Source organism: Paraconexibacter sp., assembly GCF_041602235.1.
In the GTDB taxonomy this organism is placed as follows: Bacteria; Actinomycetota; Thermoleophilia; order Solirubrobacterales; family Solirubrobacteraceae; genus Paraconexibacter.
Genome location: NZ_JBFIGP010000036.1, coordinates 1 through 22,708 on the forward strand (window position 1 = coordinate 1; position 22,708 = coordinate 22,708).

Here is a 22,708-nt window from a genome sequence, read left to right on the forward strand (position 1 = left end):
CGGCAACGAGCTCTCCAGTGTGCGGCTGTCCGGGGTCAACGGATACACCTTCACGGCCGAGATCCTCGCCTGGGGCGCCATGACCGCCGCGTCGGGGGGTCTGCAGGGGACCGGGGCGCTGGGTCCGGCGGACGGCTTCGGCCTCGACGCGCTCGAGGCGGGCGCCCGCGAGGCGGGCATCCACCGCGACTGACCCACGGGGTAGTTCCGCAGCGTTCCGGGTACACCGATGCTGCGTGACCGTTCCCCGAGGAGTCCCAGAACACCACCCTCAGCAGGCCGAGCAGTGGCTCGGTCGCGTCGTGCTGGACGCGGACGGCGAGAGGGTCGGAAAGCTGAGCGAGATCCACTTCCTCGGCAGCAGGCCGCTCGTCGGCGAGATCCGCCGCGGACGCTTCACCCGCCGCGTGCATCTCGTGCCGCTGCAAGAGGCCTCGCTCGCCGACGACGGCGTCCATCTGCCGTACCGGATCTCCGCGATCGAAGCGGCCGGCGGCCTGTCCGAGGACGGCACTGTGGGCACGGCCGAACTGTGCGCGCTGCGGACCACGTACGGCGTGGATCTCGGCACGGTGGACGTCCGCGAGCTCGTGGCCTCACGGGTCCGTCGGGCCCGCGCGGAGCAGCAGCGCCAGGCCTACGAGCGGGCTCGCCGGCTCGAGGAGGAGGCGCAGTACCGCGCCGACGAGGCCGCCGCAGCCCAGGACGAGGCCGAGCGCGCAGCCGCGGCGGCCGCCGAGGCGCGAGCGGCCCGTGCACGGGCCGAGGAAGCCGCGGCCCGTGCGCGAGCGGCGGCGGAGCAGGTCACGTCCTTCACGCGCTGACCCCGGGCACGCGACCGTCTGTGGACCGAAACGACGCCTCAGGGCGCGTTTCGGTCCATGGACCCTGCCCCGGCGGGGCTACTGGGCGTCGCCGGCGGCGACGTGCAGGAACATCTCCCAGCGACGCAGATCGCGCAGGGCGAGCTTCTGGGCCTCGGACTGCGGATCGGCGGCCTCGGCGGCCTTGGCTGCCTTGTCGCGCTTGGCCTGCAGGTCCGTCGTGTCCAGGTCCTCGGGCTTGATGGCCTCCTCGGTGAGGATGAGGACCTTGCCTTCGGCGATCTGGACGTAGCCCTCGCCCTGGGCGTAGCGCACCGGCGGCTTCTCCTCGCCGTCGGCGTACAGCCGCAGCTCGGCGGGAGACAGCATGCCGAGCAGCGGTGCGTGGTTGGCACGGATGCCGATGGAGCCCGTCTCCGTGCGGGTCGAGACCATCTCGACCTCGCCGGAGAACACCTCGCCCTCCGGCGTCAGCACCTCGACCGTGAAGGGAGCGTGGGCCACGTCGATCAGCCCTTCGCCGCGGCGACGACGTCGTCGATCGTGCCCTTCAGGTAGAAGGCGCGCTCCGGCAGGTCGTCGTGCTGGCCCTCCAGGATCTCCTTGAAGCCCCGGATCGACTCGGCGATCGGGACGTAGGAGCCGGGCGTGCCGGTGAACTGCTCGGCGACGTGGAACGGCTGCGAGAGGAAGCGCTCGATGCGCCGCGCACGGCCGACGACGAGCTTGTCCTCCTCGGAGAGCTCGTCGATGCCGAGGATCGCGATGATGTCCTGGAGCTCCTTGTAGCGCTGCAGCAGCTCCTTGGTCGCGTTGGCGACCTGGAAGTGCTCGTCACCCAGGATGTCGGCCTTGAGGATCGTCGAGGTCGAGTCCAGCGGGTCGACCGCCGGGTAGATCCCCTTCTCGGAGATCGCACGCGAGAGCACCGTCGTGGCGTTCAGGTGGTTGAACACCGAGGCCGGAGCCGGGTCGGTGAGGTCGTCGGCCGGCACGTAGATCGCCTGCACCGAGGTGACCGAACCGTCACGGGTCGAGGTGATCCGCTCCTGCAGCTGGCCCATCTCCGACTCGAGGGTCGGCTGGTAGCCGACCTGCGAGGGCATGCGGCCCAGGAGCGCCGAGACCTCGGAGCCGGCCTGGACGAAGCGGAAGATGTTGTCGACGAACAGGAGCACGTCCTGGCCGCCCTTCTCACGGAAGTACTCCGCCATCGTGAGACCCGACAGCGCGACGCGCATGCGGGCTCCGGGGGGCTCGTTCATCTGGCCGAAGACGAGCATCGTCTTGTCGATGACGCCCGACTCCTTCATCTCGAGCCAGAGGTCGTTGCCCTCGCGGGAGCGCTCGCCCACGCCGCAGAAGGCCGACAGGCCGCCGTGCTCCTTGGCGAGGTTGTGGATGAGCTCCTGGATGAGGACGGTCTTGCCCACGCCGGCGCCGCCGAACAGGCCGATCTTGCCGCCCTTGGCGTACGGGGCGAGGAGGTCGATGACCTTGATGCCGGTCTCGAACATCTCCGCGGTGGGCGTGAGGTTCTCGACGTCGGGCGCCGGGCGGTGGATCGGCCAACGCTCGCCGACCTCGATCGCGGGGCCGTCGTCGATCGGCTCGCCGAGGAGGTTGAAGATGCGCCCGAGGGTCATCTCCCCGACCGGGACGGTGATCGGTCCGCCGGTGTCGACGATGTCGACGCCGCGGGCGAGGCCGTCGGTCGCGTCCATGGCGACTGCGCGCACGCGGTCGTCACCGAGGTGCTGCTGCACCTCGAAGACGAGGGTGTTGCCGCCGAGGTCGGCCTCGAGCGCGTTGTTGATCTCGGGGAGCGTGTCGGAGAACGAGGCCTCGATGACCACGCCCTTGATCGCCTCGATCTTGCCGACGTTCTTCGTGAGGGTGCTGGCTTCCATGGTGTCTTCCGGGTTCGGAGTGGAATCTGGCGTGAGGGGTGCCGGAGGCCGTCACGTGACGGCCGCAGGCGGGTCCCCCTCTGTCATCGCGTCTAGAGCGCTTCGGCGCCCGCGACGACCTCGAGGATCTCCTGGGTGATCGCGGCCTGACGGGCGCGGTTCATGTCCAGGGTGAGATTGCTGATCAGGTCACCGGCGTTCTCCGAGGCATTGCGCATCGCCGTCATGCGCGCGCCGTGCTCGGACGCCGTGGACTCCAGGAGGGCCCGGAACACCGAGATCTCCACGTAGTCCGGGACGAGCCGACCGAGGATCTGGTCGGCATCGGGCTCGTACTCGACGAGGGCGTGGTGGCCGGTCTCCTCGGAGACCTCCTCGTCCACCTCGGCCTCCTCCAGGATCGTGGCCTGCTGCAGCGGCAGCAGCGTCTCGCGCCGGACGACCTGCGTCAGTGCCGACACGTAGCCGTTGTAGAAGACGTCGACCTGGTCGAGCTGGCCGTCCACGTAGGAGGCCATGAGCTGCTCGGCGATCTCCCGGGCGTTCGCGTAGGCCGGCCGGTCGGAGAACCCGACGTAGCTGCCTTCGATCGGGAGCTTGCGGAACGTGAGCGAGCTGACGCCGCGACGGCCTGCCGCGTACCAGACGACCTTGCGGCCGGCGGCACGGTGCTCCTCCGCGGCCTTGAGCCCGGCCCGGATGATCTGGGAGTTGAACGCGCCGGCCAGGCCGCGGTCACCGGTGACCAGGAGGATGCCGACCGTGTCGACCGACTCGTGCTCGGTGAGCACGGGCAGGTTCGGCACGTTGCCGGCCGCCTCGGAGGCCTGCCGGGCCATGCGGCGCACGGCGCCCGCGTACGGGCGCAGGGCGCTGATGCGCTGCTCCGCCCGGCGCAGGCGCGCCGCCGCGACCATCTCCATGGCGCGGGTGATCTTCTGGATGTTCTTGACCGAGCCGACGCGGCTCTTCAGTGCTTTGAGGTCTGCGGGCATCGCGCTCCTCTTCCGGTGTCCGGTCCGGGCGCCTAGACGGCGGCCGGCTCGGCGTTGGCCGCGGAGTCCACGCCGGCACCCGAGCTGACGGTGCTGGTCTCGTCCATCGGCAGACCCTCCTCGTCGAGGTCGTAGCCGAAGTCCTTGGACCAGCCGGCGGCGAGCTCCTCGACGGCGGCCTGGGTCTCGTCGGACCAGTCGCCACCGTTGATCTTCTCGATCACGTCGGCGTTCTCCGCGCGGGCGCGACGGATCAGGCCCTCGAGGAACTCAGCGACCCGGTCGACCGAGACGCGGTCCAGGTAGCCGTTGGTCGCGGAGTAGAGCTGGATCGTCTGCTCGGCGACGCTCAGCGGGGCACGCTCGTTCTGGTTGAGCGTCTTCACGAGGCGCTCACCGCGGGCCAGGGTCTTCTGCGTGTCGGCGTCGAGGTCCGAGCCGAACTGCGCGAAGGCCTCGAGCTCACGGAACTGCGAGAGCTCGCCCTTGATCTTGCCGGCGACCTTCTTCATCGGGGACAGCTGCGCGGAGCCGCCCACGCGCGACACCGAGATGCCCACGTTGATGGCCGGGCGCACGCCCGAGTTGAACAGCTTGGGCTCGAGGAAGATCTGCCCGTCGGTGATCGAGATCACGTTGGTCGGGATGTAGGCGGACACGTCGCCCGCCTGCGTCTCGATGATCGGCAGCGACGTCATCGAGCCGCCCCCGAGCTCGTCGTTGAGCTTGACCGCGCGCTCGAGCAGGCGGCTGTGCAGGTAGAAGACGTCGCCCGGGTACGCCTCGCGGCCCGGCGGGCGGCGCAGCAGCAGCGACATCTGACGGTAGGCGTAGGCGTGCTGGGTGAGGTCGTCGTACACGGTCAGCGCGTGACGGCCCGAGTAGAGGAAGAACTCGCCCATGGCGCAGCCCGCGTAGGGAGCCAGGAACTTGATCGGGGCGGCCTCGTTGGCGGGGGCCGCGACGATGATCGCGTTGTCCAGCGCGCCGGCCTCCTCGAGCGTCTTGGCGAGCTGCACGACGGTCGCCATGCGCTTGCCGATCGCGACGTAGATCGAGATGACGCCGGAGTCCTTGTTGTTGATGATCGCGTCGAGCGCGATCGCCGTCTTGCCGGTCTGACGGTCGCCGATGATCAGCTCGCGCTGGCCGCGGCCGATCGGGATCATGGCGTCGATCGCCTTGATGCCGGTCTGGAGCGGCTCCTTCACGGGCTGACGCGCGACGACGCCGGGGGCCTTGAACTCGACCGGGCGGTACTCGTCGGGCGTGATGTCGCCCTTGCCGTCGAGCGGGTTGCCGAGCGGGTCCACGATGCGACCGAGCATCTGCTCGCCGACCGGGATCTCGAGCAGCTTGCCGGTGCGCTTGGCGGTGTCGCCCTCGACGACCTTCTCCCACGGGCCGAAGAGCACGGCGCCGACGTTGTCGGACTCGAGGTTCAGCGCGAGGCCGGTGACGCCGTGCGGGAGCTCGAGACGCTCGAAGGACATGCAGTTCTCGAGGCCGTGGATGCGGGCGATGCCGTCCGCGACGGACAGGACGGTGCCGACCTCGGTGAGCTCGGCCGAACCGGCGTCGAGGCCCTCGATGCGGCTCTTGAGGATGCTGGTGATCTCGTCGGGCTTGATCTGCATGGACGTAATGTCTCCTGGAGTGGTCGCTGCCTACGCGGCAGAGACCTGCTTGCGAAGGGATTCGAGACGCGTGCGGATGGACGCGTCGAGGATGTTGTTGCCGACGCGCATCACGATGCCGCCGATGACGTCTGGGTCGACCGTGGCGGTCAGGGTGACCTTGCGGCCGGTCTGGGCGCCGATGCGCTCGCTGAGCTGCGCCACGAGCGCGTCGTCGAGTGCGATGGCCGACGTGATCTCGACCGGGAGGAGCTTGTTCTCGTCCTCCCACAGCGAGTCGAACTCGCGGCGGATGCGGAAGAGCGCCGGCATGCGGTGCTTCTCCACGAGGAGCTCGAGGACGTTGGTGACGATCGGGTCCGCGTCGGACACGGCACGGTTCATCCCGTCCAGCTTCTCCTCCGTGGAGAAGTAGGGCGAGAACAGGAACACCTGCAGGTCGCGGTTCGCGGACACGGCATCGCTGAACTGGCCGAGCTGCTCACGCACGATGTCGGTCTTGCCCTGACTGCGGGCGACCTCGAACAGCGAGCGGGCGTAGACGCGGGCGATCTCTTCCATGGTCTACGCGCGCTCCCCGCTCAGTGCCGAGAAGTCCAGCTCGCCGAGCGCTTCCTCCACGAGGCGGCGCTGATCCTCCTCGGTCAGCGACTTCCGCGTGACCTTCTCGGTGGCCGCGACCGTGAGGTTGGCGACTTCCTTGCGGATGTCCTGGATCGCCTTGCGGGTCTCCACCTCGATCTCCTTGCGGGCCTGAGCGATGATCTCGGCGCCCTTCTCGCGACCGTCCTCGGTCGCGGCGCGCTTCTCCTCCTCGCCGGCCTTGTGGGCACGGGCGACGATGTCGTCGGCCTGGGCGCGGGCCTCCTTCAGACGCTCGCGGTACTCCTCGAGCAGCTGGTTGGCCTCCGCCTTGGTGGTCTCGGCGGACGTGATCGAGTCCTCGATCATCTTCTGGCGCTTGTCGAGCGCCGCCGCGATCGCCGGGAAGGCGAGCTTGTAGAGCAGGAGCATGGACACGCCGAAGATCAGCAGCGTCCAGACCATGAGCCCGACGCCGGGCTCGACGAGGAAGCTCCCGCCCTCTTCAGCCGCCTCGGCGCCACCCTCGGTGGCAGCCAGGACGGTGGTGGTGATGGCAGCGAGCATCGCGGTCTAGAGGAAGAACGCGATGAGGCCCGCGACGAGCCCGTAGAAGAAGCACGCCTCGCAGAGCGCGAAGCCGAGCCACTGGATCGAGGTGATCTCGTCCTTCATCTCCGGCTGGCGCGTGACGGACTCGATGACCTTGCCGAAGATCTGTCCGATGCCGATGCCGGCGCCGACGGCGCCGAGCCCGCCGCCCACGCCCAGCGCGATGGCGCGACCGGCGTTGGCGCCGTAGGCCTCGGGGTCCGTGGCGGCCTGCGCGAGCACGGTGATGGTGCTGAGGTCCATGTCAGTTTCTCCTTGGTTGCGACGGGTGTCTTAGTGGTGGTCGGCGGCTGCGCCGCCGAGGTAGATGGCCGTGAGCGTGGCGAAGATGAAGGCCTGCAGCGTTGCGACCAGGCCGACCTCGAACATGAAGAGGGCGACCGCCATCGGGAACGTCACGACGCCGAGCGCCTCGATCCCGAGGAGGACGACGAGCGCCCCGCCCATGAACAAGATGATGAGGTGGCCCGCGAGGATGTTCGCGAAGAGCCTGACCGACAGCGAGATCAGCCGCATGAAGTTCGACATGAGCTCGAGCACGAGGATCGGGCCGCGCAGGAAACCGGGCACACCGGCGGGGATGAAGCTCTTGATGTAGCCGCCGAAGCCCTTCTCGCGCACGCCGACCGCGTTGTAGACGATCCAGACGACGAGCGCGAGGACGAGCGGGATCGAGAGGTTCGCGGTGGCCGCGTAGAGGGCGAACGAGGGGACCTCGGCGCCGAAGATGTTCACCTTCTCGTGCGTGTTCGTCGGCAGCGGGATGTACCCGAGCATGTTCGAGAACCAGATGAAGAGGAACAGGGATGCGACGAACGGGAACCACTTGGCGGCCATCGACGGCTCCATGTTGGAGCGCGTGATGTTGTCCCGCATCAGCGAGTAGGCCAGCTCCATCAGCGTCTGCACGCGGTTGGGCTTCTGCTTCATGCGCCGCGCGATGTAGATCATCGTCGCGCACATGAAGATCGCCGCCAGCAGCACGTACATCGTCGCCTTGGTGAAGTCCAGCGGCCCGATGGAGAACCAGGCGTCGAGCCGGAACTCCTCCTGCGGCTTGAAGGCATCGTTGTCGGAGCGCGACCAGCCGAAGATGATCGCGAACAGGACGATGGTGCCGACGTAGAGGCCGAGGCCGATGCCCACTTTGGCTTTGGTCGTCATGACGGGACGGAGTTCCTCTCGAACGAACGTGCGAGCAGCGAGTTGATGAAGTAGAGCGTGAAGGCGACGAAGACGAGAACGGCGGCGGCAAGCCCGTCTTCCCGTGCTCCGGCGGTTCCGACGGCGAGGATCGTAAGGGCTACGAGCCAAGCGCGTCCTACGACCCCCCCGAGATTGAGTCCGACGGCGGTCCGGACGTTCTCCTGAGCGCGTGCGTGACGCTCCAGGAACAGCTCTGCAAGACGCTGGACGACCCAGACCAGCGCGCCGGCGGTGATGCCCAGCGCGGGGGCTCCGAGCAGGATCACCACGGGTGCCGTGACTGGCACCACGACGATGTCGGCGAGTCGGAGAGGGGTCATCGGAGTTCCTGGATGGGCATGGGAGCCGTGTGCGCTGCTCCCTGGACGTGCGAAGCCCGCGCATCGCGCGGGCTCTGCCGAAGCCACTTCGGGGACAGTGGTGGCGACGACGCGCGGGAGACTAGCGGATCGCGCGAGCTTGTAACAACTTTGTGACACTCGCTGCGAGCGGGATCAGCCCCCGCGCGCCCGAGCGCGCAGCACGCGCTGGCGCTTGAGCGTCCACTTGAGCACCGAGAAGGCCGGACGTGGGCCCCTGGGGCCGATCAGGGCGGAGTCCCAGCTGTCCTTCGGTCCGCTGGTGTTCGTGTCCCAGTGGTAGAGGTAGACGCGTTGGATCCTGCTGCTCAGGCCCACGACGTCCCGGAAGACGAAGCGGGTCACGCGGGCCGCGTGCTTGGTGCCCTCGCGGAACCCGATCGTCTCCTTGCGGCGGTTGCGTCGCTTGACGATGCCGCCGGTCTCGGTGAGCCAGATCCTGCCCTTGACGGCGCGCAGCAGCTGCCGCGTGCGCCTCGTCGACCGGCGGTTCACGTCGACGTAGTTGTGAAGGCCCCAGATCTTCGGCTCGAACCGCATCGCCCGCCGCACGTCGCGGGCGTACCGGACCATGTTGGGCGTGTCCAGCAGTTCCGCCGGGATCAGGGTGCAGTGCTTGCAGGCCTGGCGCAGCTTGCGGTAGTAGGCGGCGATCAGCTTCGGGCGCCGGCACGTCGGCTCGCCGCAGTGGTTGGCCTCGTTCCAGACCGTGAAGGTCTTGGCCCACGGGTACTTGCGACGGAACTTCCGGAACTCGAGCTTGAACCGCTCGGGCTTCGGCAGGACCCGTCGCCGGCCCTTGCCCCGCGAGTGCGAGAACGTCACGAGCGTCCGGACGCCGAACCGCTGCGCGGCCTTCATCCAGGCGTCGACCTCGCCGGCCTGCCAGCGGATCGTGCGCCAGTCCCAGGGCACCACGATCCTGGCGTCCGCGATGCCGAGCTTCGTGAAGCGCTCGTCGAAGAACATGCCGGGCTTCTGATCCCCGATCCCGACGGTGACGCTGGGGCTCAGCGCGTGGGCGGGCGCAGGCGCGGCGAGGACGAGCAGAAGCCCGAGGACCAGCAGGACCTTACGCGGCATCAGGCCGGGGACCCTCGGGTGGTGCGGGGGGCGCCCCGGTCAGCACGGTGTCCTCGTCGCTGTAGGCGGGCGCGCAGCAGCAGAGCAGGACCAGCGGACCGGACTCGTCGGCCAGCAGCTGGTGCTCGACCCCGGGCGGGATCACCGCGCAGTCCCCGGGACGGACCGCACGCGTCTCGCTCCCGACGCGCAGCCGCCCGAACCCGGAGGTGAAGAAGTAGAGCTCCTCGGATCGCACGTGGTAGTGCGCGACGGTCTGCGTCCCGGCCGGGACGGTCGCCTCGGCCAGGCTCTGGTTGCGGGCCGGCGTCCAGGCGGGCCCGCAGACCTCGCGGATGATCGAGCCGTCGAGCGTCGTGAACGGCTCGCAGTCCCCCAGGTTCGCGACGTGCATCAGGCGGCGGGTCCCTTCGGCGGTCCGAGCGGACGCCCGAGATAGGACCGCAGCACGTCGAGCGACGGTCGTTCGGAGCCGTCGAACGCGATGAAGGCCGAGTCCCAGGAGTCCATCTTCGTCTGCGAGTTCCAGTGGTAGAGGTAGATGCGGGAGATCCGCGGGCTGACCTTCGCGAGCTTCGTGAGCACGAACTTCGTCACCGCCCGGGCGTGTCCTACCCCGGTTCCCTTGAACTTCACCTTCGACCCGTTGCGGCGTGCCACCACCCCTCCCGTCTCGGTCAGCCACACCTGACCCTCGACCGCCCGCAGGAGCTTCCGGGTCCCCTTCGTCGACAGACGGTTCGCGTCGAGGTAGTTGTGCAGTCCCCAGTACTTCGGCTGGCGGCCCAGCGCCTTGACGAAGCGGGTGGCCCACGAGGTCATGTTGGGCTGGTCCAGGAGATCCGCCGCCAGGATCGTGCACCCCTTGCACTCCTGCACGAGCACGCGGTAGTAGCGGGCGGCCAGGTCCGGGCGCCGGGACAGCGGCTGCCCCCCGTGGTTGGCCTCGTTCCACACCGAGTAGGCGCGGGCGAACGGGTAGCGCCGCCGCAGCTTGCGGACCTGGCGCCGATAGGTCGTCACCGAGGGCGCCCGGCCGCGCTTGCGCCGGTCGCTGGACCGTTCCATGGTCACCAGCGGCGCGACCCCGGCCGCCTTCGCCGCCCCCATCCAGCGATCGAGGTTCACGAGCTGGCGGGGGTTGGTGGTCACGTCGTACGGCACGTAGACGCGCGCGGTCCTGATCCCGAGATCGAGGAACCGCGGGTCGGTGAACATGTCGGCCTTCTGGTCCGCGATCCCGACGAGCGGCTTCGCGCTCGCGGTGGATGCGCCGGCCCCCACGAGCAGCAGCGCGAGGAGGATCATCGCGGCGGTGTGACGGATCGGTCGCGGCATCATGGTCGGACAACGGCCCGGGCGACGGCGAGTTACGGGGCCGTCCGGAACGCAGCCGGGATGGTGGCAGGTCTCCCGACGGGACCCAAAGGGGAACCGTCGCGCGGAGGCCCCTCCGTCGTGCCCGGAGAGCGGGTCAGGCTCCTCTCCGCGCGGTAGGCTGGCGCCGATGGCCTCGACGCCGAAGGAGACCTCCAGCAAGCGGGCCGCCGTCCAGGCGTCGGTGCTGCTCGCCACCGAGTCCCTGCTCGAGGAAGGCTCGTCGTTCGCCGATCTCGGCATCGAACGCATCGCGACGCGGGCCGGCATCTCGCGGACGGCCTTCTACTTCTACTTCAAGGACAAGAAGGACCTCCTGAAGCAGCTCACGGAGGAGATCAGCGCCCAGCTCTACGAGCAGGCCGACATCTGGTTCTCGGGAGCCGGCGACCCCGTCGAGGAGATGCGCACCGCGCTCCAGCGGATCGGCGAGATCTACCGGGCCCACGGCCCGCTGCTGCGCGCGATCGTCGAAGCCTCCACCTACGAACCCGAGGTCGCCGAGTTCTGGCGCACCCTGCTGGGCCGGTTCGTGGACGCCGCCGCCGACCGCATGGACCGCGCCCAGGCGGAGGGGGCCCCGCCGATCGCCACCCGGCCGGCGGCCTTCGCCCTCGCGTGGATGACCGAGCGCACGTTCTACGAGCAGCTCGTGCAGGACGAGCCGTTCGTCCTCGAGGAGCTCGTCGAGGGCCTCACCGAGATCTGGGTGCGCGCGGTCCACGGCGCGCGACCGGACGCCTGAGCGCGGGCGACCCTCACCGGCCGTCCACGGCCGGGAACTCCGTCGTCTCCCGGCGGATCGCGTCGATCTCCCCGGTGCCCATCGCCCGCTGCACGTCGGCCTCGATCTCGGCGTCGCTGACGTCCGGACGCACCCGCCGCAGCCGGATCGTGTTCAGGCGCTTGAACTTCAGGATCTCCAGGACGTAGACGAGGTAGAAGCTGGCGGCGAGCACCAGCAGGCCCAGCGCCCCCAGGACGCTGCTCCACAGGGGATCGAGCCTGCCCCCGTTGTCCGAGTAGGGCACGAACCGCAGCGCGACCGCGAATCCGGCCAGGCAGATCGTCCACCCGTAGAGGTAGAGCACCGTCCGTCGTTGGCTGAAGCCGATGCGACTGAAGCGATGGTGGAAGTGGTTGGCGTCGGCCGAGTAGATCGGGCGCCGGTACTTCAGCCGCTTGAGCACCACGAACGTCGTGTCCAGGAACGGGACGGCGAGGACGACGAGCGGGAACACCAGGGCGAGCACGGCCTGCGTCTTGACAGCTCCCTCGACCGCGACGCAGCCGAGCATGAAGCCCAGCAGGTTCGAGCCGCAGTCGCCCATGAACGCGCTGGCCGGGTGGAAGTTGTGGACGAGGAAGCCCAGCGCGGCCCCGGCGGTGACGGCGGCGAGCACCCCGGCGTGGCCGCGCTGCAGGTCGAAGGCGATGATCGCGAACGCGGCCGCGCTGATGGCGCAGACCCCGGCGGCCAGCCCGTCGATCCCGTCCGACAGGTTCACGACGTTCATCACCGCCACGATGCCCGCCACCGTGATGGGCGCGCCCGCGCCGCCGAAGTCCACGGCGCCGATGAAGGGGAGGGTGATGTTGCCGACCTCGACGCCGGCCGCGACCGGGATCGACGCCGCGCCGATCTGACCCAGGAGCTTCACTGCCGCGTGCAGCTCGAACCGGTCGTCGATCGCACCGACGATCGCGATCGCCACCGCCCCGATCAGGATGCCGCGCAGACGGTCGCCGAGCACCACGCCGAAGTCCAGGAACAACAGCGACGAGATCAGGATCGCCGCGAGCATCGCGAGCCCGCCCAGCAGGGGCGTCTCCCCGACCGCCAGCCCGCGCTCCCGCGGCTGGTCGACCGCGCCGACGGCGCGCGCGAACCGTGAGCTCAGCGGGGTCGCGGCGGCCGCGACCGCGAAGGCCGCCACCAGGGCGAAGACGGCGTCGAGCTCGGTCATCGGACCTCGCGAAGCCTAGACGGCTCCCCGGCACGGCTCGCGGCCGGGGAGTGCGGGGTCACGTTCGTGCGCGCACCGGCTCAGGCCGTGACGCGTGCGGTGAGATGCTCGTAGAGGGGGTACTTGTCGGCGACCGCGCTCACGCGTTCGGCGAGCTCCGCCTTGCGCGCCTCGAACTCCGGCGTCAGTGCGGTGGCGATGATCGACCCCACCTCGGAGAAGTCCTCGGTCTGCAGGCCGCGCGTGGCGAGGGCCGGCGCGCCGACCCGCAGGCCGCTGGTGATCATCGGTGGACGCGGGTCGAACGGAACCGCGTTGCGGTTGACCGTGATGCCGATCTCGTGCAGCCGGTCCTCGGACATCTGCCCGTCCAACTCGCTTTCGCGAAGGTCCACGAGCACCAGGTGTACGTCGGTGCCGCCGGTCAGCACGTTGACGCCGTGCTCGGTGGCATGCGCACGCAGAAGTTCGGCCGCCACGGCCTGCGCACCGGCGACCGTACGACGCTGCCGCTCGCGGAACGCCTCGCTCATGGCGATCTTGAACGCGATGGCCTTCCCGGCGATGACGTGCTCCAGCGGCCCGCCCTGCTGGCCGGGGAACACCGCGCTGTCGATCTTCTTCTGGTGCTCCTCCTTGCAGAGGATGAGCCCGCCGCGGGCGCCACCCAGCGTCTTGTGGACGGTGGTGGTCACGACATCGGCGTACGGCACGGGGTTGGGGTGCACGCCGCCCGCCACGAGGCCGGCGAAGTGCGCCATGTCGACCAGCAGGAGGGCGCCCACCTCGTCGGCGATCGCGCGGAAGCGGGCGAAGTCGAGCTGGCGCGGGTACGCGGACCACCCGGCGATGATGAGCTTCGGCGAGCGCTCGTGCGCGAGGCGCTGCACCTCGTCCATGTCGATCAACCCGGTCTCGGGGCTCACCTCGTAGGGAGCGACGTCGTACAGGCGCCCCGACACGTTGAGCTTCATGCCGTGCGAGAGGTGCCCGCCGTGCGGGAGCGCGAGGCCCATGATCGTGTCGCCGGGCTGCAGCAGCGCGTGGTAGACGCAGGAGTTGGTCTGCGCACCGGCGTGCGGCTGGACGTTCGCGTGCTCGGCGCCGAACAGCTCCTTGGCGCGGTCGATCGCGAGCTGCTCGATCACGTCGACGTGTTCGCAGCCGCCGTAGTAGCGGCGCCCCGGGTAACCCTCGGCGTACTTGTTGGTCAGCACGCTGCCCTGCGCCTCGAGGACGGCCTGCGGAACGAAGTTCTCGCTGGCGATCATCTCCAGGGTGCGCTGCTGGCGCCGGAGCTCGAGACCGATCGCCTCGGCGATCTCCGGGTCGATCTCGGCGATCGAGCGGTTGAAGTAGTCGGGCGGCAGGTCGGTCACGGGCGAGACTCCTCCGGGTTTGGCGGCGGTCGGTTCGGTGGGATGCCCAGGCGCGCGGCGGTCGTGTCTCGTCGCTCCCTGGTGGTCTGTCCCACCTCGTCGGACGGCCGGTCGGCCGTCGCGGCTGCGCCAGTCGCGACGGCACTGACGGTACCACCTGGGCTGGTGGTATCAGGACTCGATGTCGGAGATCTGGCCCACGCGACGGGCGTGACGGCCGCCCTCGAACTCGGTGCCGAGGAACGTCCGGACGATCGCGTCGGCGTCGGCCGGTGCGAGCCGCGCACCGGACAGCGTGACCACGTTCGCGTCGTTGTGCCGGCGGCTCATCTCGGCCTCCTGCGGGTCGTGGGCGTTGACCGCGCGGATTCCGGCCACCTTGTTGGCCACGATCGCGACCCCCACCCCGGAGCCACAGGCGATCACCCCGCGGTCGGCGCGGCCCTGGGCCACGAGGTCCGCCGCCTCGCGCGCGTACTCGGGGTAGTCGACGGAGTCGGGGGAGGTCGTCCCCACGTCGAGCACCTCGTGTCCGGCCGCCTGCAGAGCGGTGGCGACGTGCTGCTTGAGATGGAATCCGGCGTGGTCGGAGCCGACGGCGATGCGCATGGGGCGATCGTAGTCGTCCCGGCCGCGGCGTGGGAGACGTGACCCCGGGCGGTTCCCGCGCTGCGTCACGCGTCGGCGAGCGCCGCCGCGACGACGTCCTCCCCCACCGCCCCGTGGCGCAGGATCCGCCAGCTCCCCTGCGCCTCGAACGCGACGAGGTCGATCACCGTCGAGGGCGTCCCCGGCAGCTCACCCGCGTCCAGCACGAGGTCGACGCCCTCCCGCAGCCGCGGATCGACGTCCGCGACACGGCGGGCGTCCGGTCCCCCCGAGGGGTTGGCGCTCGACTGCACGACCGGCCATCGCACCTCGTGGAGCGCCGCCGCCGCGGCGCCCAGGGCGGGGACCCGCAGGCCGAGCACCTCGGGCGTCGGCCCGCACGCGAGCGGGAAGCGTCGCGCCGGGTTGGGCAGCACCAACGTGACCGCGCCGGGCACGAGCGCCCGCACGGCGGCCGCGGTCCGCTCCCCGAGCTCCGGCAGCGCGCTCAGGGCCAGCTCGGTCTGGAAGAACAGGACGGCGGAGGGCTTGTCCGGCACCCGGCCCTTCAGCGCGTACATCCGGCGGAACGCCTCCTTGTCCTGCGGATCGCACGCGAGGCCGTAGACCGTGTCGGCGGGGAACACGGCGACGCCCCCGACCGACATGCAGCGCTCGAACGTCTTCGCATCGGCCGAGGTCAGCATCGGGGTCACCGTCCAAGGGTACGAGCCCCGGCCGGGCGGAGCCGACCGGCCCGGGCGGTGCGGCCCCCGGTCACCGCGACGCGACGGCCACGCGGTCGATGCCCGCGAGATCGTCATGGCCCGTCACCGTGGGGTAGCCCGCGTCGCGGGCCAGGGCGAGGACCTGCTCCCGCTGTCCCATCCCGTGCTCGAGGGCGACCCACGGGATCTGATGGTCGGCGGCTCCGATCACCAGCCGGCGGATGACGTCGAGGCCTTCCGCTCCGGCGAAGAGCGCGCTCGGCGGCTCGTGGTCGACGACGTCGCGCATCAGGGTGCCTCGGTCGGCCTCGGCCACGTACGGCGGGTTGGACACCATCGCGTCGAACGCCTCCATGCCCACGGGACCGTCGAGCAGGTCCGCCCGCCAGAACGTGACCTCGAGGCCCAGCCGCGCCGCGTTGGCCCGGGCGACATCCAGTGCATCGCCGCTCACGTCGGTCGCGTGCACGTCGAGATCGGGACGCTCGTCCTTCAACGCCAGCGCGATCGCGCCGCTGCCGGTACCGATGTCGACCACGCGCGCGCCCTGCGGCAGCGCGGCCACCGCCAGTTCGACGAGCAGCTCCGTCTCCGGGCGCGGGATCAGGACGCGGGGGTCGACCGCGAGCCCGAGATGGCGGAAGCCCTGGCGGCCGAGGAGGTACGCCACGGGCTCGCGGCCCACCGCCCTGCGGCGCACGAGATCCTGGAACACCCTGATCGCCTCGCCCTCCACCGGCCGGTCGCGGTCCAGGAGCAGGCGCGCCCGGTCGACGCCCAGGGCGTGCGCGAGCAGCAGCTCGGCGTCGAGGCGGGCCGTCGGGGATCCGGTCGCACGGATCGCGACGAGGGCGCTGTCGAGCGCCTCGCGGATGGGGACGCCGGAGAACGCCATGCGGGGCGTCAGGACGACGTGGAGGTCTGCGCCTCCAGGAGGCGCCGCTTCTCGTCCGCGGTCAGCGCGGCGGTGAACTCGTCCAGCTCACCCTCGAGCACCGCATCGAGGTTGTGGGCCGTCAGCTTGATCCGATGGTCGGTGACCCGGCGCTCGCCGTAGTTGTAGGTCCGGATCTTCTCCGCGCGGTCGCCGGTGCCGACCTGTGCCTTGCGGTCGGCCGACCAGGCCGCCTGCTGCTCGGCGAGCGCCGCCTCGTAGATCCGCGCCCGGAGCACGCGCATCGCCTTCTCGCGGTTCTGGAGTTGGCTCTTCTCGTCCTGCATGGCGACGACGATGCCCGTCGGCTTGTGGGTGATGCGGACCGCCGAGTCCGTCGTGTTGACCGACTGCCCGCCGGGTCCACCGGAGCGGTACACGTCGATCTGCAGGTCGTTCTGGTCGATCTGCACGTCGACGTCCTCGGCCTCCGGCAGCACCGCCACGGTGCACGTGGAGGTGTGGATCCGGCCCTGCGACTCGGTCGCGGGGACGCGCTGGACGCGGTGCGTGCCGCCCTCGAACTTGAAGACGCTGAACGCGCCGTCGCCCTTGATCGCGAACGTGTACTTGCCGTCACCGACGTCCATCGGCTCGGCGGCGAAGCCGAGGCGCTCGGCGTACTTCGAGAGCATCCGGTAGACGTCGCCGGCCCACAGTCCGGCCTCCTCCCCACCGGCGCCGCCCTGGATCTCGACGATGACGTTCTTGTCGTCGTTGGGGTCGCGCTCGACCATCGCCAGACGCAGGTCCTCCTCGAGCTCCTCGATGCGAGCACGCCCGGCATCGAGCATCTCGCGGACCTCCGCGTCCTCCGTCTCGGCCAGCAGCTCCTGCGCCCCGGCGACGTCGTCGGTGGCGTGGCGCCACTCCTCCGCGAGCTTGGCCGCCGTCTCCAGCTGACGGTACTCGCGGCCGACCGCGGCGTAGCGCTGCCGGTCCGAGATCACCTCGGGGTCCACCATCTGGGCGCCGAGGTCGGCGAAGCGCGCCTCGATCTGTCCGACAAGCTGCTCGATCATCCGGCGTCGAGGGTAGCGACCGCCGGGCCGGCGGGGATCCCGCCGTCCCGGAGGGTGCGACCGCCCTCGCGGCGGCGCGCGTCAGCTCTTCGGCGTGGCGGCGCGCTGATCGGCCGCGCGCTTGGCGGCGCGGCGCTTGAACCGCTCCACGCGTCCGCCGGTGTCCACCAGCTTCTGACGACCCGTGTAGAACGGGTGGCAGTTCGAGCAGATCTCGACGTGGATCTCGGGGTTGGTGGATCGCGTCGTGAACTCGTTGCCGCAGGTGCAGCGGACGTGCGACTCGACGTAGTCGGGGTGGATTCCGGTTTTCATGACTCTTCCGAGTGTAGAGAAGACGTCCAGCGGCTTGATCCCGGCTGGACGTCGGTGGCGTTATGACGTGCGACGGGGCGTCACGAGGACGCCCCATCGCGGCACTCCTGCGGCCTGACGGCCGCGCTCAGGTGATCTGGTACAGCGGGCCGTCGCCGCCCTCGGGCGTGGTCAGCCGACCGCCCTTGGCCGTGATCGCGCCGCACTGCACGCAGTTGGTGTAGTTGACGACCACCTCGACCATCCCGGTCTCCGGCTCGTCCTCCGGGATCTCGTAGACACCGGCCGGGCACATCCAGACCCACGTCTCCGCGATCTCCCGCGGGACGTTCTTCTGGACCCGGATGTGGTTGGGCGCGTCATCGCGGGTCGCGTTGCCCGTGATGTAGACGGAGGACAGCTTGTCGAACGTGTACTTCCCGTCCGGCTTGACGTACCGGTCCTTGGTCTTGCCGATGAACATCGGCTTGTGGTCGTTGCGGTGCCACGCCAGACGCCCGGGGATCTTGCCCTTGGTGATCTGGTGCAGGCCCGACAGCGGACCGCCGAGGACCATGCCCTTCTGGAGCGGCTGGCGCGCGTTGCGCACCTCCCACAACTCCTTGCCCACCGAGGAGTCCTCGATCGCCTGCTCGTAGGGCTCGAGGCTCGACTCGCCCGTCTTGAGGGCGTGGAAGATCGCCTCGCCCGCGAGGATCCCGGACTTGATGCAGTGGTGGACGCCCTTGAGTGCCAGGGTGTCGACCATGCCGGCGGAGTCGCCCACCAGGAGCGCGCCGGGCATCGTCAGCTTCGGCATCGACCAGTAGCCGCCGCCCGGAAGGGCCTTGGCACCCCAGGCGACGCGCTCGCCGCCCTCGAGGATCTTCTTGACGAGCGGGTGCGTCTTGAACGTCTGGAGCAGGTCGTGCGGCGACGTGGTCGCATCGGCGTACTCGAGCTCGACGACGAACCCGATCGAGACCAGGTCGTCACCGGTCTTCTCGTCCTTCATGGGATAGATCCAGGTCCCGCCGACCTGCCCGTACTTCGGGCTGAGCGACAGCGGCCACGGACCCATCGTGTGGATGAGCCGGTCCAGCGGCTTGGGGACCTTCCAGACCTCCTTGACCCCGAGCTCCCAGACCTGCGGCTCACGGTTCTCGGCGAGGTCGAACTCGCGGATCGCGGCGCCGGTGAGATGGCCCCAGCAACCCTCGGCGAGCACCGTGTGCTGCGCGACGATGTCGGTGCCCGGCTCGAAGTTGCCCAGCGGCTGCCCGTCCTTGCCGCGGCCCTTGTCGCCCGACCGGACGCCGCGGACGCGGCCGTCCTCGACGAGCAGCTGGGTCGCGGCGGTCTCGGTGAGGATGTACGCCCCGGCCTCTTCGGCGACACGCGCCTGGTAGCGCGCGAGGCTCGAGACCGAGATGACCTCGTTGCCGTGGTTCTTGAACGGCGGCGGGGTCGGGATGCGCATGGAGATCTTGGAGGTGGGCGTCGCGTAGACGGCCTCCTTGTGGACCTCGCCGTAGGCGAAGCCCTCCTTGCGCCAGTCCTCCCGGGTCATGTCCGGGAACAGCTCGAGCAGCGGCTCGGGGCGGACGACCGCGCCGGACAGCGTGTGCCCGCCGCAGGCCTTCGCCTTCTCGACGATCGCGACCGGAACCTCGCCCAGGCGCTCCATCACGTCGCCGCCGTTCTCCGCGTCCTCGTGGAGCAGCTGCAGCAGTCGATTCGCCGTGGCGAGACCCGCGGTGCCGCCACCGACGATGGCGACGCCGACCTCGATGATCTCGTCCTCGGGGTCGACCGTGCGCTTGATGAACTCCGCCTGCGTGTCGACAGGCGGCGGGAAGGCCGCGGGTGCGACCTTCCCGTTCTTCGTGGTGGCGGCCATGCGGTCCTAGCCCTTCTTCGCCTTGATGGCCTCGGTCAGCTTCGGGAGGATCTTGTTCAGATCGCCCACGATGCCGAGGTCGGAGAACTCGAAGATCGGGGCGTTCGAGTCCTTGTTGATCGCCACGATGTTCTCCGAGGCCTGCATGCCGACCTTGTGCTGGATCGCCCCGGAGATGCCGGCGGCGAGGTACAGCTTCGGCGCGACCGTCTTGCCGGTCTGACCGATCTGGGCGGCGTACGGATACCAGCCGGCGTCGACGACCGCGCGGGTCGCGGCGACGGCCGAGTTGCCACCGAACGCTGCGGCGAGCTGGTCGCAGAGCTCGAAGCCCTCCGCCTTGCCCAGGCCGCGACCGCCGGCCACGAGGATGTCCGCACCCTCGATGTCGACGTCGGCGCCGCGCTGCTCACCACGGGTGCGCAGGGTGGCCTGACCGGCCTGCGGGGACAGCTCGACGGCGAGGCTCTCCACCGCGGCGTCGCCGCCGCCCTCGACCGCCTCGAACGCGTTCAGGCGCCCGATGATGATGCCGACGGGCGAGCGGAACTTGATCTCGGAGATCGAGGAGTCGCCCAGGATCGGGCGCTCGGCGATGAGCTCGCCGCCGTCGGCGCGGACCGCGGTGACCTCCATCGCGACGCCGGCGCCCAGGCGCGCGGCCAGGCCGGCGCCGATCTCGAAGCCGAGCAGGCCGCCGCCGAACAGGACGTACTTGTAGTCGCCCTCGCCGATGACCTTGGCCATCGCGTCGATGGCGGGCTGTGCCAGACCGGCGGGAGCGTCGGCCGTGTAGACCTTCTTCGCGCCGAAGTTGCCGAGCTGCCCGGCGACGTCAGCGGCACCGTCGCCGATGAGGATCGCGTGGGCCTCCCCGCCGATCGCGCCGGCGAGCTTGGACGCCTCGCTGACGGCGCCGAGGGAGTTCTTGTTGATCGCGCCCTCGTAGTGGAGCGCGTAGACCAGGATGTTCGCCATGGTTCTTGTCTCCTTAGATGAGCTTGCGCTCGTCGAGCCAGGCGACGATCTTCTCGACCGTCTCGGCGGTGTCCTCGTCCTCGATGATCAGGCCGGCGGCCTTCTGCGGCGGGGCCTTGGCGGCGACCCACTGCGCGGCGGAGTTGTCCGCGCCGACCTTCGAGGCGTCGATGTCGACGTCCGCCGCGGTGACGGCGTCGAGCGGCTTCTTCTTCGCGCCCATGATCGCCTTCAGCGACGGGTAGCGCGGCTCGTTGATCGCGTCACCCACGGAGATGACGGCGGGGAGCTTGACCTCGACGGTGTCGTACCCGTACTCGGCCTGACGCTCGCACACGAGCGTGTCGCCCTCGACGTCGAGCTTGATGACCTGCGTGAGCGACGGAGCACCCAGGTGCTCGGCCACGACGGCGCCGATCGTGTAGCACTCGCCGTCATCGGACTGCTGGCCGAGGAGGACGAGGTCGGGGTTCTCGCGCTTGAGGGTCTGCGCGAGCGCGTACCCGGTGGCGGCGACATCGGACCCGGCGACGGCCGGATCGCTCAGGTGGACAGAGCGGTCAGCGCCCAGGGACACGGCCTTGTGGAGCGCGCGCACGGCGGACTCCGGACCCATCGTGACGGCGATGATCTCGTCGACGGCTACGCCGCCTTCCTTGATCTGCATCGCGGCTTCGATGGCGTGCGTGTCGTAGGGGTTGAGGTTCTTCTCGCCGCTGCGATCCATGCGACCCGTGTTGGGGTCGACACGCTTCTGCACTGCGGCGTCCGGGACCTCTTTGACCAGGACGGCGATTTTCACTGCGGCCTCCTCGGTGGCAACGAACGTTCGGGAGTGTACCTACCTGATTGACTGACGAGTCAATCGAGGCGTACCGGCATCACATACCGGCGCGCCAGTGCGACGTTACGGAGCGGGTTACTCCCGTTCCTGTACGGCGCCTTGGATGAAGTCGATGATGTCGGTGGTGGGCGCCCCGGGCGTGAAGACCTCCGACACGCCGAGCCGCTTGAGCTCGGGGATGTCGTCGGACGGGATCGTGCCACCGACGGTGATGAGGACGTCCTCGATGCCCTGCTCCTTGAGCAGTTCGACGATCCGCGGGACGAGCGTCATGTGCGCGCCCGAGAGGATCGAGAGGCCGACCGCATCGGCGTCCTCCTGGATGACCGTCTCGACGATCTGCTCCGGCGTCTGGTGCAGGCCGGTGTAGATGACCTCCATCCCGGCGTCGCGCAGGGCGCGAGCGATGATCTTCGCGCCACGGTCGTGCCCGTCCAGGCCAGGCTTGGCGACGACGACGCGGATCTTCTTCTGCACGGTGCTCGCGGACATGGACGGCTCCAGAGGGGAAGGGACGTGCGGAAGTCTAGTCAGGAATCCGCGACGATGACTCCCGCCCGGGCGCGACCCCGCGGGCGATGCGTGGACGTCCACCTACCTCGGGTCGCGGCGCACCGGCCAGGGGTCGCGACCCAGCGCTCGGACCATGCGCGCGCCAGGCAGCCCCGCCGCCGCCCGAGGGGTCCCTAGCGGGCCCGGAGGGTGAACTTCATGGTCACCGGGTGCACGTCGCAGATGAAGCGATAGGTGCCCTTGGCCGGCACCTTGAACGTGGCCGATCCCGTGCTGCGGATCCGGGCGCCGCCCTTGACCGACCCGCGACCGGACGTCTTGCGGACGTTGTGCGGCGCCGCCGTCCTCCAGGTGAAGCGGATCGTGTCGCCCTTACGAGCCGTGAGGCTCCGCGGCGACCAGCGGTCGCTGTCGGTCGCCTTCACGGTGCGGGTCTTGCCCTTGGCGGCGGCCGAGACCGAGACGCCCGCGCCGCCGGCGGCGACCGTGACCAGCGCGGTGAAGACGATCAACCTGGTGTGCATGGCTAGAAGACCGGTGCCTCGGTGTAGTTTCCGAACACGTCCTGCAGGGCCTCGACGAGCTCGCCCTCCGTCGCGGACACCCTAGCCGCATCCAGCAGGAGCGGCATGAGGTTCTGATCGGGTGTCGCGGCCGCGTCCTTGAGCCGGACGAGCGCGGACTCGACCGCGGCGGAGTCCCGGCGCGCCCGCACCCCCTGGACGCGGTCGATCTGCTTGCGCTCGAGTGCCGGGTCGACCTTCAGGATCGGCATCGCGCCGTCGTCACCCTCCGTGTAGGAGTTGACGCCGACCACGATGCGCTTGTGATCCTCGATCTCGCACTGCAGCGCGAAGCTGGCGTCGGCGATCTCCCGCTGCGGGTAGTTCTGCTTCACCGCGTCGACCATCCCGCCGAGCTCGTCGATCTTGGCGAAGTACTCGTAGGCCATCTCCTCCATGCGGTCGGTGAGGGC

27 protein-coding genes, 1 pseudogene and 1 riboswitch are annotated in these 22,708 nt (G+C 69.9%); of the genes and pseudogenes, 3 read left to right on the top strand and 25 right to left on the bottom strand.

The features are described 5' to 3' along the window. Window positions 1-193: pseudogene (locus tag ABYE80_RS04965) on the top strand (saccharopine dehydrogenase); the annotation flags it as partial. A 43-nt stretch (window positions 194-236) separates the two neighbouring features. Continuing rightward, window positions 237-824 carry a hypothetical protein gene (locus ABYE80_RS04970; protein ID WP_372789152.1) on the top strand — a complete coding sequence of 196 codons (588 nt, stop codon included), beginning with the start codon at window positions 237-239 and terminating at the stop codon, window positions 822-824. Between the two features lie 78 nt (window positions 825-902). Here the strand turns inward: ABYE80_RS04970 and atpC are convergent, their stop codons facing one another. The 12 genes from atpC to ABYE80_RS05030 form a co-directional block, all read right to left on the bottom strand. Then, on the bottom strand, window positions 903-1,328 hold the full coding sequence (gene atpC, locus ABYE80_RS04975; protein ID WP_372789153.1) for an ATP synthase F1 subunit epsilon: 426 nt from the start codon (window positions 1,326-1,328) through the stop codon (window positions 903-905). A 5-nt stretch (window positions 1,329-1,333) separates the two neighbouring features. Next, window positions 1,334-2,734: a F0F1 ATP synthase subunit beta gene (gene atpD / locus ABYE80_RS04980; protein ID WP_372789154.1), complete on the bottom strand. Its 1,401-nt coding sequence runs from the start codon at window positions 2,732-2,734 to the stop codon at window positions 1,334-1,336. 92 nt (window positions 2,735-2,826) lie between these two features. After that, window positions 2,827-3,729, bottom strand: a complete 903-nt coding sequence (atpG, locus tag ABYE80_RS04985) for an ATP synthase F1 subunit gamma (RefSeq protein WP_372789155.1) — start codon at window positions 3,727-3,729, stop codon at window positions 2,827-2,829. A gap of 32 nt (window positions 3,730-3,761) precedes the next feature. Beyond that, window positions 3,762-5,366, bottom strand: coding sequence for a F0F1 ATP synthase subunit alpha (atpA, locus tag ABYE80_RS04990; RefSeq protein ID WP_372789156.1), 1,605 nt, complete (start codon window positions 5,364-5,366; stop codon window positions 3,762-3,764). Between the two features lie 30 nt (window positions 5,367-5,396). Next, window positions 5,397-5,927 carry an ATP synthase F1 subunit delta gene (gene atpH, locus ABYE80_RS04995; protein WP_372789157.1) on the bottom strand — a complete coding sequence of 177 codons (531 nt, stop codon included), beginning with the start codon at window positions 5,925-5,927 and terminating at the stop codon, window positions 5,397-5,399. 3 nt (window positions 5,928-5,930) lie between these two features. Further along, window positions 5,931-6,515 carry a F0F1 ATP synthase subunit B gene (gene atpF, locus ABYE80_RS05000; RefSeq protein ID WP_372789158.1) on the bottom strand — a complete coding sequence of 195 codons (585 nt, stop codon included), beginning with the start codon at window positions 6,513-6,515 and terminating at the stop codon, window positions 5,931-5,933. Between the two features lie 6 nt (window positions 6,516-6,521). Then, window positions 6,522-6,803: an ATP synthase F0 subunit C gene (atpE, locus tag ABYE80_RS05005; protein WP_372789159.1), complete on the bottom strand. Its 282-nt coding sequence runs from the start codon at window positions 6,801-6,803 to the stop codon at window positions 6,522-6,524. 30 nt (window positions 6,804-6,833) lie between these two features. Continuing rightward, the gene (gene atpB / locus ABYE80_RS05010) at window positions 6,834-7,724 is read right to left on the bottom strand and encodes a F0F1 ATP synthase subunit A (RefSeq protein WP_372789160.1); all 891 of its coding nucleotides are present in this window, start codon (window positions 7,722-7,724) and stop codon (window positions 6,834-6,836) included. Next, entirely contained in the window at window positions 7,721-8,086 is a 366-nt protein-coding gene (locus tag ABYE80_RS05015; protein ID WP_372789161.1) for a hypothetical protein, read from the bottom strand. The genes atpB and ABYE80_RS05015 overlap by 4 nt, the downstream gene beginning before the upstream one ends. A 174-nt stretch (window positions 8,087-8,260) precedes the next feature. After that, complete coding sequence (locus tag ABYE80_RS05020) at window positions 8,261-9,208, bottom strand: hypothetical protein (protein ID WP_372789162.1); 948 nt, start codon at window positions 9,206-9,208, stop codon at window positions 8,261-8,263. Then, window positions 9,198-9,602 (bottom strand): cupin domain-containing protein, encoded by a 405-nt coding sequence (locus ABYE80_RS05025; protein ID WP_372789163.1) that lies wholly within the window; start codon window positions 9,600-9,602, stop codon window positions 9,198-9,200. Before ABYE80_RS05025 ends, ABYE80_RS05020 begins: the two co-directional genes overlap by 11 nt. Continuing rightward, complete coding sequence (locus ABYE80_RS05030; protein ID WP_372789164.1) at window positions 9,602-10,549, bottom strand: hypothetical protein; 948 nt, start codon at window positions 10,547-10,549, stop codon at window positions 9,602-9,604. The genes ABYE80_RS05025 and ABYE80_RS05030 overlap by 1 nt, the downstream gene beginning before the upstream one ends. Window positions 10,550-10,715: 166 nt before the next feature. Between ABYE80_RS05030 and ABYE80_RS05035 the strand changes: the two genes are divergently transcribed. Next, window positions 10,716-11,330 carry a TetR/AcrR family transcriptional regulator gene (locus ABYE80_RS05035; protein ID WP_372789165.1) on the top strand — a complete coding sequence of 205 codons (615 nt, stop codon included), beginning with the start codon at window positions 10,716-10,718 and terminating at the stop codon, window positions 11,328-11,330. A 13-nt stretch (window positions 11,331-11,343) separates the two neighbouring features. Here ABYE80_RS05035 and ABYE80_RS05040 read toward each other — a convergent pair whose 3' ends face one another. The 13 genes from ABYE80_RS05040 to ABYE80_RS05100 form a co-directional block, all read right to left on the bottom strand. Further along, the gene (locus ABYE80_RS05040) at window positions 11,344-12,552 is read right to left on the bottom strand and encodes an MraY family glycosyltransferase (RefSeq protein ID WP_372789166.1); all 1,209 of its coding nucleotides are present in this window, start codon (window positions 12,550-12,552) and stop codon (window positions 11,344-11,346) included. Window positions 12,553-12,632: 80 nt separating this feature from the next. Next, complete coding sequence (gene glyA / locus ABYE80_RS05045) at window positions 12,633-13,931, bottom strand: serine hydroxymethyltransferase (RefSeq protein WP_372789167.1); 1,299 nt, start codon at window positions 13,929-13,931, stop codon at window positions 12,633-12,635. Between the two features lie 37 nt (window positions 13,932-13,968). After that, a riboswitch (ZMP/ZTP riboswitch) is annotated at window positions 13,969-14,078 on the bottom strand. A 24-nt stretch (window positions 14,079-14,102) separates the two neighbouring features. Beyond that, window positions 14,103-14,540, bottom strand: coding sequence for a ribose 5-phosphate isomerase B (rpiB, locus tag ABYE80_RS05050; protein WP_372789168.1), 438 nt, complete (start codon window positions 14,538-14,540; stop codon window positions 14,103-14,105). Window positions 14,541-14,605: 65 nt separating this feature from the next. Continuing rightward, window positions 14,606-15,226 (bottom strand): L-threonylcarbamoyladenylate synthase, encoded by a 621-nt coding sequence (locus ABYE80_RS05055; RefSeq protein WP_372789178.1) that lies wholly within the window; start codon window positions 15,224-15,226, stop codon window positions 14,606-14,608. A gap of 70 nt (window positions 15,227-15,296) precedes the next feature. Further along, complete coding sequence (gene prmC / locus ABYE80_RS05060; RefSeq protein WP_372789169.1) at window positions 15,297-16,142, bottom strand: peptide chain release factor N(5)-glutamine methyltransferase; 846 nt, start codon at window positions 16,140-16,142, stop codon at window positions 15,297-15,299. A gap of 8 nt (window positions 16,143-16,150) precedes the next feature. Continuing rightward, window positions 16,151-17,203 carry a peptide chain release factor 1 gene (gene prfA, locus ABYE80_RS05065; protein ID WP_372789170.1) on the bottom strand — a complete coding sequence of 351 codons (1,053 nt, stop codon included), beginning with the start codon at window positions 17,201-17,203 and terminating at the stop codon, window positions 16,151-16,153. Between the two features lie 81 nt (window positions 17,204-17,284). Then, a complete protein-coding gene (rpmE, locus tag ABYE80_RS05070) occupies window positions 17,285-17,518 on the bottom strand; it encodes a 50S ribosomal protein L31 (protein WP_372789171.1) in 234 nt (77 codons plus the stop codon). Between the two features lie 127 nt (window positions 17,519-17,645). Continuing rightward, window positions 17,646-19,397, bottom strand: coding sequence for a 4Fe-4S dicluster domain-containing protein (locus ABYE80_RS05075; RefSeq protein WP_372789172.1), 1,752 nt, complete (start codon window positions 19,395-19,397; stop codon window positions 17,646-17,648). Window positions 19,398-19,403: 6 nt separating this feature from the next. Continuing rightward, a complete protein-coding gene (locus ABYE80_RS05080; RefSeq protein WP_372789173.1) occupies window positions 19,404-20,375 on the bottom strand; it encodes an electron transfer flavoprotein subunit alpha/FixB family protein in 972 nt (323 codons plus the stop codon). 13 nt (window positions 20,376-20,388) lie between these two features. Next, window positions 20,389-21,177 carry an electron transfer flavoprotein subunit beta/FixA family protein gene (locus tag ABYE80_RS05085; protein ID WP_372789174.1) on the bottom strand — a complete coding sequence of 263 codons (789 nt, stop codon included), beginning with the start codon at window positions 21,175-21,177 and terminating at the stop codon, window positions 20,389-20,391. 117 nt (window positions 21,178-21,294) lie between these two features. Continuing rightward, the gene (locus ABYE80_RS05090) at window positions 21,295-21,711 is read right to left on the bottom strand and encodes a cobalamin B12-binding domain-containing protein (RefSeq protein WP_372789175.1); all 417 of its coding nucleotides are present in this window, start codon (window positions 21,709-21,711) and stop codon (window positions 21,295-21,297) included. Between the two features lie 194 nt (window positions 21,712-21,905). Then, on the bottom strand, window positions 21,906-22,256 hold the full coding sequence (locus tag ABYE80_RS05095) for a plastocyanin/azurin family copper-binding protein (protein ID WP_372789176.1): 351 nt from the start codon (window positions 22,254-22,256) through the stop codon (window positions 21,906-21,908). Between the two features lie 2 nt (window positions 22,257-22,258). Beyond that, the coding region (locus ABYE80_RS05100; RefSeq protein ID WP_372789177.1) for a methylmalonyl-CoA mutase family protein at window positions 22,259-22,708 on the bottom strand (450 nt) is incomplete at its 5' end.

What these genes read in the sequence shown, in the direction of transcription:
- ABYE80_RS05015 (WP_372789161.1), bottom strand. Translation starts at nt 8,086, where the DNA reads ATGACCCCTCTCCGACTCGCCGACATCGTCGTGGTGCCAGTCACGGCA.
- ABYE80_RS05040 (WP_372789166.1), bottom strand. Translation starts at nt 12,552, where the DNA reads ATGACCGAGCTCGACGCCGTCTTCGCCCTGGTGGCGGCCTTCGCGGTC.
- prmC (WP_372789169.1), bottom strand. Translation starts at nt 16,142, where the DNA reads ATGGCGTTCTCCGGCGTCCCCATCCGCGAGGCGCTCGACAGCGCCCTC.
- ABYE80_RS05030 (WP_372789164.1), bottom strand. Translation starts at nt 10,549, where the DNA reads ATGATGCCGCGACCGATCCGTCACACCGCCGCGATGATCCTCCTCGCG.
- atpD (WP_372789154.1), bottom strand. Translation starts at nt 2,734, where the DNA reads ATGGAAGCCAGCACCCTCACGAAGAACGTCGGCAAGATCGAGGCGATC.
- ABYE80_RS05035 (WP_372789165.1), top strand. Translation starts at nt 10,716, where the DNA reads ATGGCCTCGACGCCGAAGGAGACCTCCAGCAAGCGGGCCGCCGTCCAG.
- rpiB (WP_372789168.1), bottom strand. Translation starts at nt 14,540, where the DNA reads ATGCGCATCGCCGTCGGCTCCGACCACGCCGGATTCCATCTCAAGCAG.
- ABYE80_RS05080 (WP_372789173.1), bottom strand. Translation starts at nt 20,375, where the DNA reads ATGGCGAACATCCTGGTCTACGCGCTCCACTACGAGGGCGCGATCAAC.
- atpB (WP_372789160.1), bottom strand. Translation starts at nt 7,724, where the DNA reads ATGACGACCAAAGCCAAAGTGGGCATCGGCCTCGGCCTCTACGTCGGC.
- ABYE80_RS05025 (WP_372789163.1), bottom strand. Translation starts at nt 9,602, where the DNA reads ATGCACGTCGCGAACCTGGGGGACTGCGAGCCGTTCACGACGCTCGAC.
- atpE (WP_372789159.1), bottom strand. Translation starts at nt 6,803, where the DNA reads ATGGACCTCAGCACCATCACCGTGCTCGCGCAGGCCGCCACGGACCCC.
- rpmE (WP_372789171.1), bottom strand. Translation starts at nt 17,518, where the DNA reads ATGAAAACCGGAATCCACCCCGACTACGTCGAGTCGCACGTCCGCTGC.
- ABYE80_RS05095 (WP_372789176.1), bottom strand. Translation starts at nt 22,256, where the DNA reads ATGCACACCAGGTTGATCGTCTTCACCGCGCTGGTCACGGTCGCCGCC.
- ABYE80_RS05020 (WP_372789162.1), bottom strand. Translation starts at nt 9,208, where the DNA reads ATGCCGCGTAAGGTCCTGCTGGTCCTCGGGCTTCTGCTCGTCCTCGCC.
- atpH (WP_372789157.1), bottom strand. Translation starts at nt 5,927, where the DNA reads ATGGAAGAGATCGCCCGCGTCTACGCCCGCTCGCTGTTCGAGGTCGCC.
- atpG (WP_372789155.1), bottom strand. Translation starts at nt 3,729, where the DNA reads ATGCCCGCAGACCTCAAAGCACTGAAGAGCCGCGTCGGCTCGGTCAAG.
- atpF (WP_372789158.1), bottom strand. Translation starts at nt 6,515, where the DNA reads ATGCTCGCTGCCATCACCACCACCGTCCTGGCTGCCACCGAGGGTGGC.
- ABYE80_RS05090 (WP_372789175.1), bottom strand. Translation starts at nt 21,711, where the DNA reads ATGTCCGCGAGCACCGTGCAGAAGAAGATCCGCGTCGTCGTCGCCAAG.
- atpA (WP_372789156.1), bottom strand. Translation starts at nt 5,366, where the DNA reads ATGCAGATCAAGCCCGACGAGATCACCAGCATCCTCAAGAGCCGCATC.
- ABYE80_RS05055 (WP_372789178.1), bottom strand. Translation starts at nt 15,226, where the DNA reads ATGCTGACCTCGGCCGATGCGAAGACGTTCGAGCGCTGCATGTCGGTC.
- prfA (WP_372789170.1), bottom strand. Translation starts at nt 17,203, where the DNA reads ATGATCGAGCAGCTTGTCGGACAGATCGAGGCGCGCTTCGCCGACCTC.
- ABYE80_RS05075 (WP_372789172.1), bottom strand. Translation starts at nt 19,397, where the DNA reads ATGGCCGCCACCACGAAGAACGGGAAGGTCGCACCCGCGGCCTTCCCG.